This is a genomic window from Curvibacter lanceolatus ATCC 14669, from assembly GCF_000381265.1.
Lineage (GTDB): Bacteria > Pseudomonadota > Gammaproteobacteria > Burkholderiales > Burkholderiaceae_C > Curvibacter > Curvibacter lanceolatus.
Genome location: NZ_KB906260.1, coordinates 169,042 through 184,307 on the forward strand (window position 1 = coordinate 169,042; position 15,266 = coordinate 184,307).

At 58.4% G+C, this 15,266-nt stretch carries 17 protein-coding genes; 11 read left to right on the forward strand and 6 right to left on the reverse strand.

Features of this window, described 5'->3' with window-relative positions; all coding sequences use genetic code 11:
- Window positions 1-124: 124 nt before the first annotated feature.
- The 5 genes from F624_RS0115845 to F624_RS0115865 all read left to right on the forward strand — a co-directional run bounded on the left by F624_RS0115845 (window position 125) and on the right by F624_RS0115865 (window position 3,983).
- A complete protein-coding gene (locus F624_RS0115845) occupies window positions 125-778 on the forward strand; it encodes a response regulator (protein WP_019575302.1) in 654 nt (217 codons plus the stop codon).
- A 10-nt stretch (window positions 779-788) separates the two neighbouring features.
- A complete protein-coding gene (locus F624_RS0115850; protein ID WP_019575303.1) occupies window positions 789-1,550 on the forward strand; it encodes an Hpt domain-containing response regulator in 762 nt (253 codons plus the stop codon).
- 133 nt (window positions 1,551-1,683) lie between these two features.
- A complete protein-coding gene (aat, locus tag F624_RS0115855; RefSeq protein WP_420536258.1) occupies window positions 1,684-2,379 on the forward strand; it encodes a leucyl/phenylalanyl-tRNA--protein transferase in 696 nt (231 codons plus the stop codon).
- A 6-nt stretch (window positions 2,380-2,385) separates the two neighbouring features.
- Window positions 2,386-3,132 (forward strand): arginyltransferase, encoded by a 747-nt coding sequence (locus tag F624_RS0115860; protein ID WP_019575305.1) that lies wholly within the window; start codon window positions 2,386-2,388, stop codon window positions 3,130-3,132.
- Between the two features lie 110 nt (window positions 3,133-3,242).
- Window positions 3,243-3,983 (forward strand): IclR family transcriptional regulator, encoded by a 741-nt coding sequence (locus F624_RS0115865; protein ID WP_019575306.1) that lies wholly within the window; start codon window positions 3,243-3,245, stop codon window positions 3,981-3,983.
- A 111-nt stretch (window positions 3,984-4,094) separates the two neighbouring features.
- Here the strand turns inward: F624_RS0115865 and pbpG are convergent, their stop codons facing one another.
- The 6 genes from pbpG to F624_RS0115895 all read right to left on the reverse strand — a co-directional run bounded on the left by pbpG (window position 4,095) and on the right by F624_RS0115895 (window position 11,542).
- Window positions 4,095-5,102: a D-alanyl-D-alanine endopeptidase gene (pbpG, locus tag F624_RS0115870; RefSeq protein ID WP_031255217.1), complete on the reverse strand. Its 1,008-nt coding sequence runs from the start codon at window positions 5,100-5,102 to the stop codon at window positions 4,095-4,097.
- A gap of 117 nt (window positions 5,103-5,219) precedes the next feature.
- Entirely contained in the window at window positions 5,220-6,758 is a 1,539-nt protein-coding gene (locus F624_RS0115875; protein WP_019575308.1) for a 2-isopropylmalate synthase, read from the reverse strand.
- A 241-nt stretch (window positions 6,759-6,999) separates the two neighbouring features.
- The gene (gene pssA, locus F624_RS0115880; protein ID WP_019575309.1) at window positions 7,000-7,839 is read right to left on the reverse strand and encodes a CDP-diacylglycerol--serine O-phosphatidyltransferase; all 840 of its coding nucleotides are present in this window, start codon (window positions 7,837-7,839) and stop codon (window positions 7,000-7,002) included.
- Between the two features lie 182 nt (window positions 7,840-8,021).
- Window positions 8,022-9,038: a ketol-acid reductoisomerase gene (gene ilvC, locus F624_RS0115885; protein WP_031255218.1), complete on the reverse strand. Its 1,017-nt coding sequence runs from the start codon at window positions 9,036-9,038 to the stop codon at window positions 8,022-8,024.
- A 126-nt stretch (window positions 9,039-9,164) separates the two neighbouring features.
- Window positions 9,165-9,656 carry an acetolactate synthase small subunit gene (gene ilvN, locus F624_RS0115890; protein WP_019575311.1) on the reverse strand — a complete coding sequence of 164 codons (492 nt, stop codon included), beginning with the start codon at window positions 9,654-9,656 and terminating at the stop codon, window positions 9,165-9,167.
- A 116-nt stretch (window positions 9,657-9,772) separates the two neighbouring features.
- Window positions 9,773-11,542: an acetolactate synthase 3 catalytic subunit gene (locus F624_RS0115895; RefSeq protein ID WP_019575312.1), complete on the reverse strand. Its 1,770-nt coding sequence runs from the start codon at window positions 11,540-11,542 to the stop codon at window positions 9,773-9,775.
- A gap of 287 nt (window positions 11,543-11,829) precedes the next feature.
- On the opposite strand from F624_RS0115895, the gene F624_RS0115905 reads away from it, so the two are divergent.
- The 6 genes from F624_RS0115905 to F624_RS0115930 all read left to right on the forward strand — a co-directional run bounded on the left by F624_RS0115905 (window position 11,830) and on the right by F624_RS0115930 (window position 15,230).
- Window positions 11,830-12,396 (forward strand): RNA polymerase sigma factor, encoded by a 567-nt coding sequence (locus F624_RS0115905; protein WP_031255220.1) that lies wholly within the window; start codon window positions 11,830-11,832, stop codon window positions 12,394-12,396.
- The gene (locus F624_RS0115910) at window positions 12,393-12,842 is read left to right on the forward strand and encodes a DUF3619 family protein (protein ID WP_031255221.1); all 450 of its coding nucleotides are present in this window, start codon (window positions 12,393-12,395) and stop codon (window positions 12,840-12,842) included. Before F624_RS0115905 ends, F624_RS0115910 begins: the two co-directional genes overlap by 4 nt.
- Window positions 12,843-13,111: 269 nt before the next feature.
- On the forward strand, window positions 13,112-13,612 hold the full coding sequence (locus F624_RS32580; RefSeq protein ID WP_019575316.1) for a DUF3106 domain-containing protein: 501 nt from the start codon (window positions 13,112-13,114) through the stop codon (window positions 13,610-13,612).
- Window positions 13,613-13,629: 17 nt separating this feature from the next.
- Complete coding sequence (locus tag F624_RS0115920; protein ID WP_084679535.1) at window positions 13,630-14,163, forward strand: RDD family protein; 534 nt, start codon at window positions 13,630-13,632, stop codon at window positions 14,161-14,163.
- 48 nt (window positions 14,164-14,211) lie between these two features.
- Window positions 14,212-14,643 carry a diacylglycerol kinase gene (locus F624_RS0115925; protein WP_031255225.1) on the forward strand — a complete coding sequence of 144 codons (432 nt, stop codon included), beginning with the start codon at window positions 14,212-14,214 and terminating at the stop codon, window positions 14,641-14,643.
- Window positions 14,640-15,230, forward strand: coding sequence for an LOG family protein (locus F624_RS0115930; RefSeq protein ID WP_031255227.1), 591 nt, complete (start codon window positions 14,640-14,642; stop codon window positions 15,228-15,230). The genes F624_RS0115925 and F624_RS0115930 overlap by 4 nt, the downstream gene beginning before the upstream one ends.
- Window positions 15,231-15,266 lie beyond the last annotated feature (36 nt).

The window sequence follows — 15,266 nt, forward strand, 5'->3', positions numbered from 1 at the left end:
ACCTCGCGATAATTCAAAAATCACCTGACAAGCTGATTTTTGACAAGATAACGATATCATATAAATTATTTTTATCATTTGTCAAGTCTTTTTTTACAGCAGTCGTGCCAAAATACAGCGCATCATGACCCAAGAAGAAAATTCCACACGCGATCACTACACAACCCTCGAGGTAGCCGGCCTGTTAGGCATGGCTGTTCGATCGGTTCAACTGATGGTCGACAGGGAGGAACTCGAGGCCTGGAAGACGCCGGGAGGCCATCGGCGGATTTCTCGCTCCTCAGTTGAACGGTGGATTGCCTCGCGCAAACCGGCGGGGAGCCAGACCGACCGCCTCAGCACCGACTCTGCCACAGGCCGGTCGATGCAAGGCTCTGGGGGATCTCGGGTACTGTTGATTGAAGACAGCACCCATTTCCAGAACCTGGTCAGCATGCTGATCCGGCAACACTTCCCCAACGTCGACCTGCGCGTCGCCGATGATGGGATCGCCGGCTTGGCCATCTACGGTCAGTTCCAACCAGACATCCTGATTGTCGACATTCTGCTCCCCGGTATCGATGGCCCCACCCTGATCACCAGTTTGCGTTCTCACCCCCAGTTTGCTCGCAGTCAATTGATTGTCATCACCTCGCTCGACGAATCCCAGCGAGGACCTTACGCCTTTGCACTGAAGGGGGTTCGCGTGATCCATAAACCGAGGCTCGTCGCCGAATTGCCCGGCTTGTTGGCTCAGGTGCCGCCTGCCAGTGCAAGTCAAGTCAAGTCATCGGTCTGAAGGCTATTGCATGCCGCGCATCTTGCTGATCGAGGACGATGCCTCCATACAACGCTTCGTCGAATTTGCGCTGGAAGACATTGGCGCAGAATTGGTGATCACGGACACAGTCAAGCAAGGCATCACCTATCTGAAGCAGACACCATTTGACTTGGTCCTGACCGACCTGATGCTGCCCGGTGATTCAGGGATCACCTTGCTCGAAAAATTGCGTGAGCAACCCGACATGGCGCCTCATACCAGAGTGGTGGTGTTCAGTGCAGGACTCACGGGCAGCGTGAAAACGCAACTACAGGCGCTGGGAGTTTGGCGCATGTTGTCAAAGCCAATTTCTGTCCTGGACCTGCTGACTTGCGTTGAAGAAGGCCTGTCCAGCCGGGCGACATCTGAAGCGCCGATGCAGAGTGAAGCCCCCATCACCCCATCGTCAGGCTCACTGCAAGACCTGGAACGTCATGCCATCGAGACCCATTTCAATGGGGACACCCAACTGTTCCGGATGTACCGGACGGCCTGTCTTGCTCAATTCAGCATCGATATCGAAACAGGTGATCAGGCCAGCCAAGCCCACGACCTCCCTGCCCTGCGTCGAATGGGGCACAGCCTCAAGACGGTCCTGCACACGCTCGCCGAAGAACATGGCGCCCAATTGGCCAAGGCACTCGAGCAATTGGCAGAGCAACAGGAACTGAGCGCAGCCCAGCAGCAATGGGTGCAGCTGCGCAAGGCACTGCTGGACGCCCAGCAAAGACATCTTGCAACACCATGCTGAACCCACTTGGCGGCGCCGGTGGTCTGGTTGAGTCCGTGTCGCCCGCTGATCAGACGCGTTTCGGAGCTCCGTGAACACGCCACACACACCGCCCCCACTGCCCTTTCTTGCACCTGGTGAGCCCTTCCCACCTGTGGAACGCAGTTGGGGCCCTATCGACCCCCTGCCCGGCTTGCTGGCAGCCGGTGCGGACTTGAGGCCTGCCACCTTGGTCCAGGCTTACCGACACGGGATATTTCCCTGGTTCAGCGAAGGCCAACCCATTCTTTGGTGGAGCCCAGATCCCCGGATGGTGCTGCCACCCAGCCACTTTCGGATGCGGCGCAGCCTGCGGCAAACCCTGACCCACCTGCGCGCACAAGGTAACTTTGAAGTCCGTTTTGATACCCAGTTTGAGGCGGTCATACGCGCTTGCGCTCAAAGCCATCGCCCCCAACAACAAGGCACCTGGATCACCGAAGGCATGATCCAGGCGTACGTCGAATTGCACAGGATGGGCATCGCTCACAGCGTCGAAACCTGGGTTGACGGCCAGCTTCAGGCAGGTCTTTACGGGGTCAACCTGGGACGAGCGATGTTTGGCGAATCCATGTTCACACGCATACCCGATGGCTCCAAGCTGGCCCTGGCTGCACTGGTAGGGTTTTGCCTGGAGAACGACATCAAATGGATTGATTGCCAGCAAAACACAAGACACCTTGCTTCCCTGGGTGCTCATGAGATTGAACGCCAGACCTTTGCCGACTGGCTCGAAAAGGTCACTGGCCTGGCCGCACCAAGCTGGGAATTTAATTCCGTATACTGGGATCGTGTCAGCCGCCTCAGGTGAAGACCCGTGACCCAGCTCAATGACCTGCCCCTGCAAACCCTGCAGTTCTATGCAACAGCCCCCTACCCGTGCAGCTACCTGCCCGAAAGGCAGGCTCGCTCTCAGGTTGCGACGCCGGGCCATTTGATCCAAACCAGCCTGTATTCGGATTTGGTATCCGCGGGCTTCCGGCGCAGTGGCATGTTCACTTACCGCCCCTATTGCGATGGATGCCGGGAATGCCAACCGCTGAGGATTCTGGTGCAGGAGTTCACACCCAATCGCAGTCAGCGCCGAGCCGTCAAGCTTCACGGGCACTTGGACGTCCGGGTGATGAAGCTGCATTTTTCAGCGGAGCACTATCAACTTTATCTACGCTACCAAGCCGGCCGACACGCTGGTGGCGGTATGGACCACGACAGCGTGGATCAATACACCCAGTTCCTGTTGCAGAGCCGGGTGAACTCTCGTCTGGTTGAGTTTCGAGAGCCTGGCGCAGATGCCAACACACCCGGCCCCCTTCGCATGCTCAGCATCCTGGATGTGCTGGACGATGGCCTGTCAGCGGTCTACACCTTTTACGACCCCGACGTCGGTGGCAGCTTCGGCACCTACAACGTGATGTGGCAGATAGAGCAAGCCAAAGCACTCGCGTTACCCCATGTCTACCTGGGCTATTGGATCAAGTCCAGCCCGAAAATGAACTACAAGGCTCAATACCAGCCTCACGAGGTCTTGGTGGAGCAGACTTGGATTCGAAGCACCGCGCGCTGAACGGACATCCATTTCACCAAGTAAAATAAGAACAACTACAAACATGGTTAGCAATGCGAAAACGAGATACCACCCAGCCGACCAGCCCAAGCATCCAGGTCATTGAGCGCATGTTTGCCCTCATTGATGTTCTCGCTTCTCGTGAGGAGGCCATTTCGCTCAAGGAAATCAGCGAAAGAACCGGCCTGCACCCCTCCACAACCCACCGGATTCTCAATGACCTGGCAACCGGGCGATTTGTCGATCGACCGGAAGCCGGCAACTACCGACTGGGCATGCGACTGCTGGAGCTCGGCAACCTCGTCAAGGCCCGACTCAGCGTGCGCGATGCAGCACTCGCCCCGATGCGCGAACTGCACAAGCTGATTCAACAGCCCGTCAACCTCAGCGTTCGCCAAGGCGACGAAATTGTTTATGTCGAACGCGCCTACAGCGAGAGATCAGGCATGCAGGTGGTCAGAGCCATCGGCGGTCGGGCCCCCCTGCACCTGACCTCTGTGGGCAAGCTGTTTCTGGCCGTGGACGAACCGCAGAAGGTCAGAGCGTATGCCACACGCACGGGCCTGGCTGGTCATACGCGCAACAGCATCACACAACTCCCCATCCTGGAACGCGAGCTGTCCAAAGCCCGCCAGTACGGCATCGCCCGCGACAACGAGGAGCTTGAACTGGGTGTGCGATGCATGGCCGCCGGTATTCATGATGATCAAGGGCGCCTGGTGGCCGGGCTCTCGATTTCCGCACCGGCAGATCGCCTGGACGAGGGCTGGTTGCCGAAGTTGGAGGCTACAGCAGGGGAAATTTCACAAGCCCTGGGCTACAACAAACCTAGCGCCCCCAACGCAGCCTGAGGCCCGACCCAGGCGAATCCTGAGGCGCAGATTCAAAAAAAGCCCGGGTGGTACACAGACCATCCGGGCTTTTTTGCATGTCCACCGCATGCCGGCAGAGCGCTGTTTCGATCAACCGTTGCGCGCAGCAATCATGGGATGGTTGCTTTCCACCCAACGCTTGACACGCTCTGCATCGGCAATCCGACTGAGTTTGCCAGCAGAGTCCAGGAACACCATGATCAGCTTGCGCCCTGCCACCTTGGCTTGCATCACCAGGCACTGCCCTGCTTCAGAGATGTAGCCCGTCTTTTGCAAGCCGATGTCCCAAGCCGGGTTTTTCACCAAACGGTTGGTGTTGTTGTATTGCAGCGTGCGGCGCCCGACTTCAACCTGATAGCCGGGCGAGGTGGTCAACTCACGCAGAACGGGATCGGTGTGAGCGGCATTCACCAACACGGCCAAATCACGCGCGCTGGATTGGTTCTTGCTGGACAGCCCTGTAGGCTCCACATAGCTGGTATCCAGCATCCCCAAAGACTTGGCCTTGGCATTCATCAACGAAACAAAGGCAGACAAGCCCCCAGGGAAGGTACGACCAAGTGCGTGGGCAGCGCGGTTTTCACTGGACATCAAGGCAAGGTGCAGCATCTCACCCCGGCTCAACGTCGAGCCCACGGCCAGGCGGGAGCTGCTGCCCTTCTCCGTGTCCACGTCATCCTGGGTGATGGTGATGTTCTCATCCATCGACAAATGGGCTTCGCTCACGATCACGCCGGTCATGAGCTTGGTCAGGGAGGCAATGGGCAACACGGCCTGATCGTTCTTGCTCAAGAGCACTTCATGGGTGTCCTGATCCACCACCAAGGCCACGCTGGAGCGCAGAGCCAAAGGATCCGACGACCCGTGCAAACCGGCCATTTGCCCAAAAGAAGCCTTGGCCGGCACCACGGCCGCCGTGCGCACCGCCTTGTGCAAGCGCGGTGCGTGAGCGACCTTTTGAATCGCGTGAGAGCGGACAACAGGTGCCTTCTTGCGCTCCGCAGCGTGAACTCCCCCCACCGAAACAGCCAACACCAAGGCCGAGAAAGTCATCAAACGGTTGAAACGGGTCATGGGAGCGATCAAAGAAGAAATCATGCAGGCTCTCCGTGCGGGAAACAAATTTTACGCACGGCAACAATAAAGAAAAACTCGCACAAGATCAACCACTTGCGCGAAGTTTTTCAGGCTTTCCAGTAATTATAAAGAGCCTGCTCAGCCCTGTGCTGCAACCCGGTCAGCTTTACTGTGCAATTTGTTCAGCGCACTCAGGTAGGCCTTGGCTGATGCCACAACGATGTCGGGATCCGAACCTACACCGTTGACCACGCGGCCACTGTTTTGCAAACGGACAGTGACTTCGCCCTGGCTCTCGGTCGAGCCGCTGATGGCATTGACCGAATACAGCACCATTTCAGCGCCGCTTTTCACATGCGACTCGATGGCCTTGAGCGAAGCGTCCACCGGACCGTTGCCATCCGAATCGCCACGCACTTCCTTGCCTTCCACAGTGAAGACAATGCTGGCACGAGGACGCTCACCGGTCTCGCTGTGCTGCGACAGGGAAACCAAGCTGTACTGCTCCTTCTCGGTCGCAACGCTCTCATCACTGACCAAGGCCAGGATGTCTTCATCAAAAATCTCGCTCTTGCGGTCTGCCAACTCCTTGAAGCGGCTGAAGGCGGCGTTCACCTCCTGCTCGCTTTCCAGGCTGACGCCCAGTTCCTGCAGACGTTGCTTGAAGGCATTGCGACCACTGAGTTTGCCCAGAACGATCTTGTTGGCGGACCAGCCCACATCTTCGGCCCGCATGATCTCGTAGGTATCACGCGCCTTGAGCACGCCGTCCTGGTGAATGCCGGAAGCATGTGCAAAAGCATTGGCACCGACCACGGCCTTGTTCGGCTGAACCACAAAACCTGTGGTCTGGCTCACCATTCGGCTGGCAGCAACGATGTGCTGGGTGTCAATGTTCAAATCCAGATTGAAGTAATCACGGCGAGTCTTCACCGCCATCACCACCTCTTCAAGTGAACAATTGCCGGCCCGCTCACCCAGACCGTTGATCGTGCATTCGATCTGACGGGCTCCACCAATCTTGACGCCGGCCAAAGAGTTGGCCACTGCCATGCCCAGATCGTTGTGGCAATGAACCGACCAGATGGCCTTGTCGGAGTTGGGCACACGTTCGCGCAGGGTCTTGATGAAGTTTCCGTACAGCTCCGGCACAGCGTAGCCCACCGTGTCGGGAATGTTGAGGGTCGTCGCTCCTTCGTTGATCACGGTCTCGAGCACGCGGCACAGAAAGTCCATGTCACTGCGGTAGCCGTCTTCGGGGCTGAACTCCACATCGGCCACCAGGTTGCGGGCAAAACGCACGGCCTGCTTGGCCTGTTCAAGGACCTGATCCGGCGTCATGCGCAGCTTCTTCTCCATGTGCAAGGGAGAGGTTGCAATGAAGGTGTGGATACGCGAGCTGTTGGCACCGCGCAGCGCCTCGGCCGCTCGGGAAATATCTCGATCGTTGGCACGGGACAGAGAACAGACGGTCGAGTCCTTGATCGCATTGGCGATGGTCTGGACGGCCTCGAAGTCTCCATTGGAACTGGCCGCAAAGCCGGCCTCGATCACGTCCACTCGAAGTCGCTCCAGCTGACGTGCAATGCGCAGCTTTTCGTCCTTGGTCATGGAGGCGCCAGGGGATTGCTCGCCATCACGCAAAGTGGTGTCGAAAATGATCAGCTTGTCAGTCATGAAGGTCTCCGAAAAGGTTGAATCTTGAGCCCAAAAAAGAAAAGGCCCGCAGCAGATGAAACTGGCGGGCCGCTCGGGGTAATCCTGGTGTCAGATGTACGCGCTCAGCCCGCCCTGCTTAGCAGAAGGGCCACTAGCGACAAGCCAATGTAAGCGAACAGCTCAAACTTGAGAGCCGCACCAACACCGACACGCAACAAGTGGGAAACACGCATGCGGCCAAATGTAGCACAGGCTCCACTCACTTGTGCAAGCCGCGTTCGTCCGGCTCATCGGTGCTTGTACTGATCACGCTGGTCTGCATGCCTTTGGTTCGACGCCAGATGTACACGCCATATCCACTGAACCCATAGATGATGAACAAGCCAAACAACACGATGGGCGGGTGAATGTTGATGACGGCAATCCCCAACGCGATGAGCACAATCACAGCGAACGGAACACTGCGCTTGAAATGCACGTCCTTGAAACTGTAGAAAGGCACGTTCGTGACCATGGTGAGGCCGGCATACAAAGTCAGCGCAAAGGTGATCCAGGTCACCTGGGTCCAGGTCAACCAGCTGGACTCACCAGCTCGAATGCCCGCTTCAGTCACCAACCAGATCAGCCCAGCCACCAGGGCAGCGGCAGCAGGCGAAGGCAAGCCCTGGAAGTAGCGCTTGTCGACAACGCCGGTATTGACATTGAAACGAGCCAGTCTGAGTGCCGCGCAGGCGCAGTAGACGAAGGCCGCGATCCAACCCCAGCGCCCCAAGCCCTTGAGCGCCCACTCATAGGCAATCAAGGCAGGCGCGGCGCCGAAAGAGACCATGTCAGCCAGCGAATCCATCTGCTCACCAAAGGCACTTTGGGTGTTGGTCATGCGCGCCACGCGGCCATCCAGGCTGTCCAGCACCATGGCACAAAAAACACCCACCGCGGCCTGATCGAAACGACCATTCATGGCCATCACGATCGAATAAAAGCCGCCAAACAAGGCTGCCAACGTGAACAGGTTCGGCAGCACATAGATGCCTTTTCTGCGCTTTGGCAGCACCACCTCATCCAGGCCGTCAGGTGATGACGCATTGCCATCGTGCATGAATCGTTCTCCATTCAATAAAGCAGCAACCCGCTCAGAGTTGCCTGCAGGGCCGGGCGAAACACCAAGCCTAGTCAGCCAAGTTTAAGCCACAGGGCTCCTGTCAAAGAAAAAAACAAGGGCCACCCGAGGGTGGCCCTTGTCTGCACCAGGCTATGGCCTTGCGGCCACACCGGGTTTCATCAGTTGCGGGTCTGGTCAACCAGCTTGTTCTTGGCAATCCAAGGCATCATGGCGCGCAGTTGACCGCCCACCTTTTCGATGGAATGGTCAGCGGTATTGCGACGACGAGCCGTCATGCTCGGGTAGTTCAGGCGGCCTTCCTGGATGAACATCTTGGCGTAGTCACCGTTTTGGATGCGCTTCAGGGCATTGCGCATGGCGGCGCGCGACTGCTCGTTGATCACTTCGGGGCCGGTCACGTACTCGCCGAACTCAGCGTTGTTCGAAATCGAGTAGTTCATGTTGGCGATGCCGCCTTCATAGATCAGGTCAACGATCAGCTTGAGTTCGTGCAGGCACTCGAAATAGGCCATTTCAGGAGCGTAGCCAGCTTCGACCAAGGTTTCGTAACCCATCTTGATCAGTTCGACAGCGCCGCCGCACAGAACAGCCTGCTCGCCGAAGAGATCGGTCTCGGTCTCTTCCTTGAAGTTGGTTTCGATGATGCCGGCCTTGCCGCCACCGTTGGCCATGGCATACGACAGAGCCAGATCACGGGCCTTGCCGCTCTTGTCCTGGTGCACCGCCACGAGGTGGGGCACGCCGCCGCCTTGGGCGTAGGTCGAGCGAACCGTATGACCAGGGGCCTTCGGAGCCACCATCCACACGTCCAGATCGGCGCGGGGCACCACCTGGTTGTAATGCACGTTGAAACCGTGCGCGAAGGCCAGCGAGGCACCTTGCTTGATGTTGGGGGCCACATTGTTGGTGTAGACCTCGGCGATCTGCTCGTCGGGCAGCAGGATCATGACCACATCAGCAGACTTGACGGCGTCGTTGACTTCCAGAACGGTCAGGCCAGCCTTGCCAACCTTGTCCCACGAAGCGCCGCCCTTGCGCAGACCGACCACAACCTTCACGCCGCTGTCGTTCAGGTTTTGAGCGTGTGCGTGACCTTGCGAGCCGTAGCCGATGATGGCAACAGTCTTGCCCTTGATCAGGCTCAGGTCACAGTCCTTGTCGTAAAAAACTTTCATGATGTTCTCCAATGAATGAGGTTTGGCGATAACGCCCAGTGACAGGCTCGGGGCGAACGCTCGGGAACAATCGCCATATAAAGATCGGTGCGTGTTGAGCCTGTCGAAACACGACCGAACAGAAAATCAGACGCGCAGTATTCTCTCACCACGACCAATGCCGCTGGCACCCGTGCGAACGGTCTCCAGAATGGCACTGCGGTCGATGGCGTCCAGGAACGCATCGTTCTTGGACAGATCACCGGTCAGTTCGATGGTGTAGCTCTTCTCTGTCACGTCGATGATGCGGCCGCGGAAGATGTCGGCCATGCGCTTCATTTCTTCGCGCTCCTTGCCCACGGCACGGACCTTCACCATCATGAGTTCACGCTCTGTGTAGGCGCCCTCGGTCAGATCCACCACCTTCACCACTTCGATCAGGCGATTCAAGTGCTTGGTGATCTGCTCAATGACGTCATCGGAACCGGTTGTCTGGATCGTCATGCGCGACAGACTGGGATCTTCGGTCGGAGCCACTGTGAGCGACTCGATGTTGTAGCCGCGGGCCGAAAAAAGGCCCACCACGCGGGACAGAGCGCCTGCCTCGTTTTCGAGCAGGACAGCGATGATGTGCTTCATGAAAAGGATTCCTCTTTTCGCCGCCCTCCCCACACCACGGTAATGGTGCAGCTTGGCGGTCAATAGATTCGTCGAAAGATTGAGCCCGGTGTCAGGACGGCACCGGCGCCCGCATGTCAGAGGTCTTCAGACCCCAGCAGCATCTCGGTGATGCCCTTGCCAGCCTGCACCATCGGGAACACGTTCTCGGTGGGGTCGGTACGGAAGTCCATGAACACGGTACGGTCCTTGAGCTTGCGAGCCTCGCGCAGGGCAGGCTCGACGTCCTGGGGGCGCTCGATCAGCATGCCCACATGACCATAGGCCTCGGCCAACTTCACGAAGTTCGGCAACGCATCCATGTAGCTGTGGCTGTAGCGCCCGGAGTACTCGATCTCCTGCCACTGACGCACCATGCCGAGATAGCGGTTGTTCAGCGAGCAGATCTTGATCGGCGTGTTGTACTGCAGGCAGGTGGACAACTCCTGGATGTTCATCTGCACGGAGCCTTCGCCCGTGATGCAGAACACCTCGCTGTCAGGCTTGGCCAGCTTGATGCCCATGGCATAGGGGATGCCCACGCCCATGGTCCCCAGACCGCCAGAGTTGATCCAACGGCGCGGCTCATCAAAGCGGTAGTACTGGGCGGCCCACATCTGATGCTGGCCCACATCGGAGGTGATGTAGGTATCAGCGTCGCGGGTCATGTTCCAGAGGGTCTCAACCACATACTGCGGTTTGATGACCTCACCATTGCCTCGGTCGTATTTCAGGCAGTCACGCTTGCGCCAGCCCTCGATGGTGTCCCACCAAGCCCCCAGTGCAGAAGCATCAGGACGCTGGCTGCCCTCGCGAATCATGCTGATCAATTCACCCAGCACATCCTTCACATCGCCCACGATGGGGATGTCCACCTTCACCCGCTTGGAGATGCTGGAGGGATCGATGTCAATGTGGATGATCTTGCGCTCGTTCTGGGCAAAGTGCTTGGGATTGCCGATCACGCGGTCGTCAAACCGGGCCCCCACCGCCAGCAGGACATCACAGTTCTGCATCGCATTGTTGGCCTCGATGGTGCCGTGCATGCCCAGCATGCCCAGGAACTTGCGGTCGGACGCAGGGAAGGCGCCCAAGCCCATCAAGGTATTGGTCACCGGGTAGCCGAGCAACTCGACCAAGGTGCGCAGTTCCTGCGTCGCATTGCCCAGCAACACACCACCACCGGTGTAGATGTAGGGGCGCTTGGCCGTCAACAGCAGTTGCAGGGCCTTGCGGATCTGCCCGCCATGGCCTTTGCGCACCGGGTTGTACGAACGCATCTCCACGGTCTCGGGGTAGCCGGTGTAAGGCACCTTTTTGAAGGACACGTCCTTGGGGATATCCACCACCACAGGGCCAGGTCGGCCGCTGCGTGCGATGTGGAAAGCCTTCTTCAGGGTCAACGCCAGATCGCGGGGATCCTTCACCAGGAAATTGTGCTTGACGATGGGGCGTGTGATGCCCACGGTATCGCACTCCTGGAAGGCATCCAGACCGATTGCCGGTGTGGGCACCTGACCGCTGATGATCACCATCGGGATGCTGTCCATGTAGGCCGTGGCAATACCGGTGACCGCATTGGTCAAACCTGGGCCAGACGTTACCAAAGCAACGCCCACGTCGCCAGTGGCACGTGCATACCCGTCGGCAGCATGGACAGCGGCCTGCTCATGGCGCACCAAAACGTGCTGAATCGTATCTTGCTTGTAAAGCGCGTCGTAGATGTAGAGAACCGCACCGCCTGGGTAACCCCAGATGTACTTGACGCCTTCAGCCTGAAGGCCTTTGATGAGAATTTCCGAGCCCATCAGCTCTTGCGAGGGCACTGCAGCAGCAGCGGAGGCCAGTTCGGCCTTTGAGATTTCCATGATCAACCTTTGTGAATTTCTCTGACGAAAAACCTTGGGTGCCCCTTCCCGAGCTCTTGTGGAGCCGCGTCAGGACTTAGGACCACAGCCATGGGCACACTGATTCTTGTGCCGGACGGTGACCCGTTTGCCGTTAATTTGCTCGCGCATTATCGCATCCAGGTCCTTCAATTCGCGCACATCGCCAAAAATTTCAGCCTGTCAATGCGATAATTCGCGCCTGCCTTGGCGATGATCCTGCCGCCAACGCGCATCAACCCCGCAAAGCTGCACACGTCAGAGCCCACTTGGCCACCGAACAAGAACTGTCGGATTTCCTCAGGGAGGTCGAGAAGCGAGCCTTCAAGCGCTCTCTCTACCACGTCCGCAATGAAGAAGCGGCGCTGGACATCGTTCAGGATGCCATGCTCAAGCTCGCCGAACATTACGGCGACAAGCCGCCCAATGAGCTACCGATGCTCTTCCAGCGCATTCTTTCCAATTGCACGCTGGACTGGTTTCGTCGCCAAAAAACACGCAACGCACTTTTTTCGAGCCTGAGCGACTTCGAGGGCGCAGGCGATGAAGGTGATTTTGATCTGCTGGAAACTTTTAGAGGCAGCGACCCCTCTGAGCAGACTGAAAGTGCAGAAGACACGACCCGTCGGGCTCAAATTTTGCATGCGATCGAAAAAGAGATTCAGGAGCTGCCCGCTCGTCAACGAGAAGCGTTCCTGATGCGTTACTGGGAGGAAATGGATGTTGCCGAGACGGCAGCCGCCATGGGCTGCTCCGAAGGCAGCGTCAAGACACATTGCTCCAGAGCCGTTCAGGCCCTGGGAAGGGCCTTGAAGGCAAAGGGACTACAACCATGAACAAGACGCTTCAATACAACCTTTCTCAAATGGCGGCAGAAGATCTCTTCGGCCAGAAGGTTGCAAAACGCCTGGACGCGGCATCCCAAGACCTGCCTTATGACATCTCGGAGCGCCTGCGCGCGGCTCGGATGCAAGCCCTTGCCAAGCGCAAGGTGGTCGCCGTGCGCACCACCGCCCCCGCCGTGATGAGCGCAGGCAATGGCGTCGCCACACTGAATTTCGGGGGTGAAAGCTTTGGTATCTGGGGACGTCTGGCCGCAGCCCTGCCTCTGATTGCGCTTGTCGCAGGCCTTTTTGTCATTCAGGTGGTGCAGGATGAGGATCACGCCAACGAACTGGCAGAAGTTGATACTGCACTGCTGACCGATGACTTGCCCCCACAAGCTTACGCGGACCCCGGTTTCGCCCAATTCCTGAAGACGCGGGCCAGCGAAGAACATTGACCTCTGTTTGTATGCTCCAGGCGCCACGGCACTCTTTTTCCATCGTCCGCCAATTCGCGGTCGTATCGGCATGCATTCTTGCCTTGGGTGCCTCGACTGCATCTGTTCATGCCAACGAAGCTTCCTCTGGCGCAAACGAAGAACCCCATCCAGAACTCAATACACCCCCATTGGGGGCGTCCTCGAGTCCTCTGCCTGTCGATGCTGAAAAGCACAAGGCCACCCCCGTCAAACCAGCCCCCAAGCGACCCGTGCTGAATCAGCGCCCCATGTGGGTGGATCTGACGCGGGCACAGCAAGAAGCACTGGAGCCCCTGTCGGCGCGCTGGGACAGCATGAGCGAAGCTCACAAGCGCAAATGGATCGCTCTCTCCCACAACTTCAAAAGCCTTTCCGCTGAAGAGCAAGAGAAGTTGCACAGCCGCATGGCTGAATGGGTTGGCCTGACTGTGCAGGAGCGCGTCCAGGCCCGTCTGAACTTTGCGCAAACCAAAAAGCTCGCGCCAGAAGAAAAACGAGCCCAGTGGGAGGCTTACCAAGCATTGACAGACGAAGAGCGCAAGGAACTGGCGATTCAGGCCCCGGTTCATCCGATGGGTGCCGCAACGCCAGTGAAGCCCGTACCCGCCAAAAAACTGGCCATGATCCCTGTTTCAAGATCCACCGTGCGAAGCACAGGCAAAATCGAAACTGGCCCGCACCATGTGGACATGCACACCTTGCTCCCCACAGCTTCTGGCGCTACCGCGACCAGCAGTACGGGGCGTTGAACCCAAGCAACTGCACAATGCCCACCATAGGCTCCACCGCGCAAGCAAGTTCTGCCCCCCCCTCCAAACTCCAGGCGCCAAGCCTGAAGCGCCGCATGGCCTGCTGGCTGTATGAGGGCATGTTGATGTTTGGTGTGGTCTTCATTTCGGGTTACCTGTTTAGCACGCTCAGCCAGACGCGCAACGCGATGGACAACCGACACGGCCTGCAGGCCTTCCTGTTCGTGGTCTTTGGCATCTATTTCGCCTGGTTTTGGGCCAAGGGCCAAACCTTGGCCATGAAAACCTGGAACATCCGTGTGGTGGACCAGCACGGCCAGCCCCTTAGCCAGGCCCGCGCCCTGCTGCGCTATACCCTCAGCTGGATCTGGTTCTTGCCCCCACTGGGCGCCTCAGCAGCCCTCGGATTGAGTGGTGCCGAGACCGCCGTGATCATGGGCGGCTGGGTGGCCGTCTGGGCCATATTCAGCCGGTTCCAGCCCCAAGGCCAGTTCTGGCACGATGTGCTGGCTGGAACCCGGCTGATTCACTCCCAGCCCATGAGCCGCTGAAAGCAGCTTGTCATCAGACTGGGCATTGGTCAGACGCACAATAGCCAGATGTCTTCACCACCGAGTTCCTCCGGGCAATCCCACTCGCCCTCCCCCAACGATTCGAGCAATCCACAAAAGGCGCGGCGCGGGCTCAACCGGATCTGGCATGCCACCGGGTATTCGCTCGAAGGCTTGCGTGCTGGCTGGACCGAAACCGCGTTCCGGCAAGAGGCGATCGTCGCCACCGTACTCGTCCCAACGGCTTGCTGGCTGGGTGAGAATTGGGTGCAATCGGCCTTGCTGGCCGGCAGCGTGATCGCCGTGCTGGTGGTCGAACTGCTCAACACCGGCATTGAAACGGCCATGGACCGCATCGGACCCGAGTGGAATCACCTCTCCAAGCGTGCCAAGGACATGGGCAGTGCCGCCGTTCTGCTCAGCCTGCTGACCTGCATCACCATCTGGGGCGCAGCCCTCTGGAAACATTTTTCGCCATGACACCTGCATTCTCACTTGCCGTCTACTGCGGCTCCCGCATGGGACAAACACCCGAATTTGCTGCCTGCGCCCAGGCCGTAGGCCATTGGATCGGCAGCCGTGGGGGGCAATTGGTGTACGGCGGGGGTAACAACGGGCTCATGGGCCAAGTCGCCAATGCCACGCAAGATGCGGGCGGCCGGGTCGTCGGGGTGATTCCGACATCGCTGGTGGAACTGGAGTTTGCCAACAAGCGCTGTGATGAACTCCACATCGTGGACAACATGCACCAGCGCAAGGCCATGATGGCCGAACGTGCAGACGCTTTTCTGGCTCTGCCCGGAGGCATTGGCACTTTTGAGGAGCTGTTTGAGGTCTGGACCTGGCGCCAACTGGGCTACCACAACAAACCGATCGGCATTCTGAACCTGGATGGCTACTACGACGAGATGCTCTCATTTCTGGGCAGTGGTGTCCGCCACGGCTTCATGAGTGAGTGGCAGATGTCCCTCATCGAAACCAGCGGCGACCTGAACACACTGCTGCCCAAGCTGGTCGAAACGGCGGGCCTGAGCCAGCAGCGCGACGATCTGGCCAAGCAGATCTGAGGCCGCCAAACGCATGCGCCCATGAAAACGGCCCGG

Excerpts from the sequence above, each read along its gene's own strand:
- F624_RS0115845 (WP_019575302.1), top strand. The coding sequence starts at position 125 with ATGACCCAAGAAGAAAATTCCACACGCGATCACTACACAACCCTCGAG.
- F624_RS0115850 (WP_019575303.1), top strand. The coding sequence starts at position 789 with ATGCCGCGCATCTTGCTGATCGAGGACGATGCCTCCATACAACGCTTC.
- F624_RS0115865 (WP_019575306.1), top strand. The coding sequence starts at position 3,243 with ATGTTTGCCCTCATTGATGTTCTCGCTTCTCGTGAGGAGGCCATTTCG.
- pbpG (WP_031255217.1), bottom strand. The coding sequence starts at position 5,102 with ATGATTTCTTCTTTGATCGCTCCCATGACCCGTTTCAACCGTTTGATG.
- F624_RS0115875 (WP_019575308.1), bottom strand. The coding sequence starts at position 6,758 with ATGACTGACAAGCTGATCATTTTCGACACCACTTTGCGTGATGGCGAG.
- pssA (WP_019575309.1), bottom strand. The coding sequence starts at position 7,839 with ATGCACGATGGCAATGCGTCATCACCTGACGGCCTGGATGAGGTGGTG.
- ilvC (WP_031255218.1), bottom strand. The coding sequence starts at position 9,038 with ATGAAAGTTTTTTACGACAAGGACTGTGACCTGAGCCTGATCAAGGGC.
- ilvN (WP_019575311.1), bottom strand. The coding sequence starts at position 9,656 with ATGAAGCACATCATCGCTGTCCTGCTCGAAAACGAGGCAGGCGCTCTG.
- F624_RS0115895 (WP_019575312.1), bottom strand. The coding sequence starts at position 11,542 with ATGGAAATCTCAAAGGCCGAACTGGCCTCCGCTGCTGCTGCAGTGCCC.
- F624_RS0115910 (WP_031255221.1), top strand. The coding sequence starts at position 12,393 with ATGAACAAGACGCTTCAATACAACCTTTCTCAAATGGCGGCAGAAGAT.
- F624_RS32580 (WP_019575316.1), top strand. The coding sequence starts at position 13,112 with ATGTGGGTGGATCTGACGCGGGCACAGCAAGAAGCACTGGAGCCCCTG.
- F624_RS0115920 (WP_084679535.1), top strand. The coding sequence starts at position 13,630 with ATGCCCACCATAGGCTCCACCGCGCAAGCAAGTTCTGCCCCCCCCTCC.
- F624_RS0115925 (WP_031255225.1), top strand. The coding sequence starts at position 14,212 with ATGTCTTCACCACCGAGTTCCTCCGGGCAATCCCACTCGCCCTCCCCC.
- F624_RS0115930 (WP_031255227.1), top strand. The coding sequence starts at position 14,640 with ATGACACCTGCATTCTCACTTGCCGTCTACTGCGGCTCCCGCATGGGA.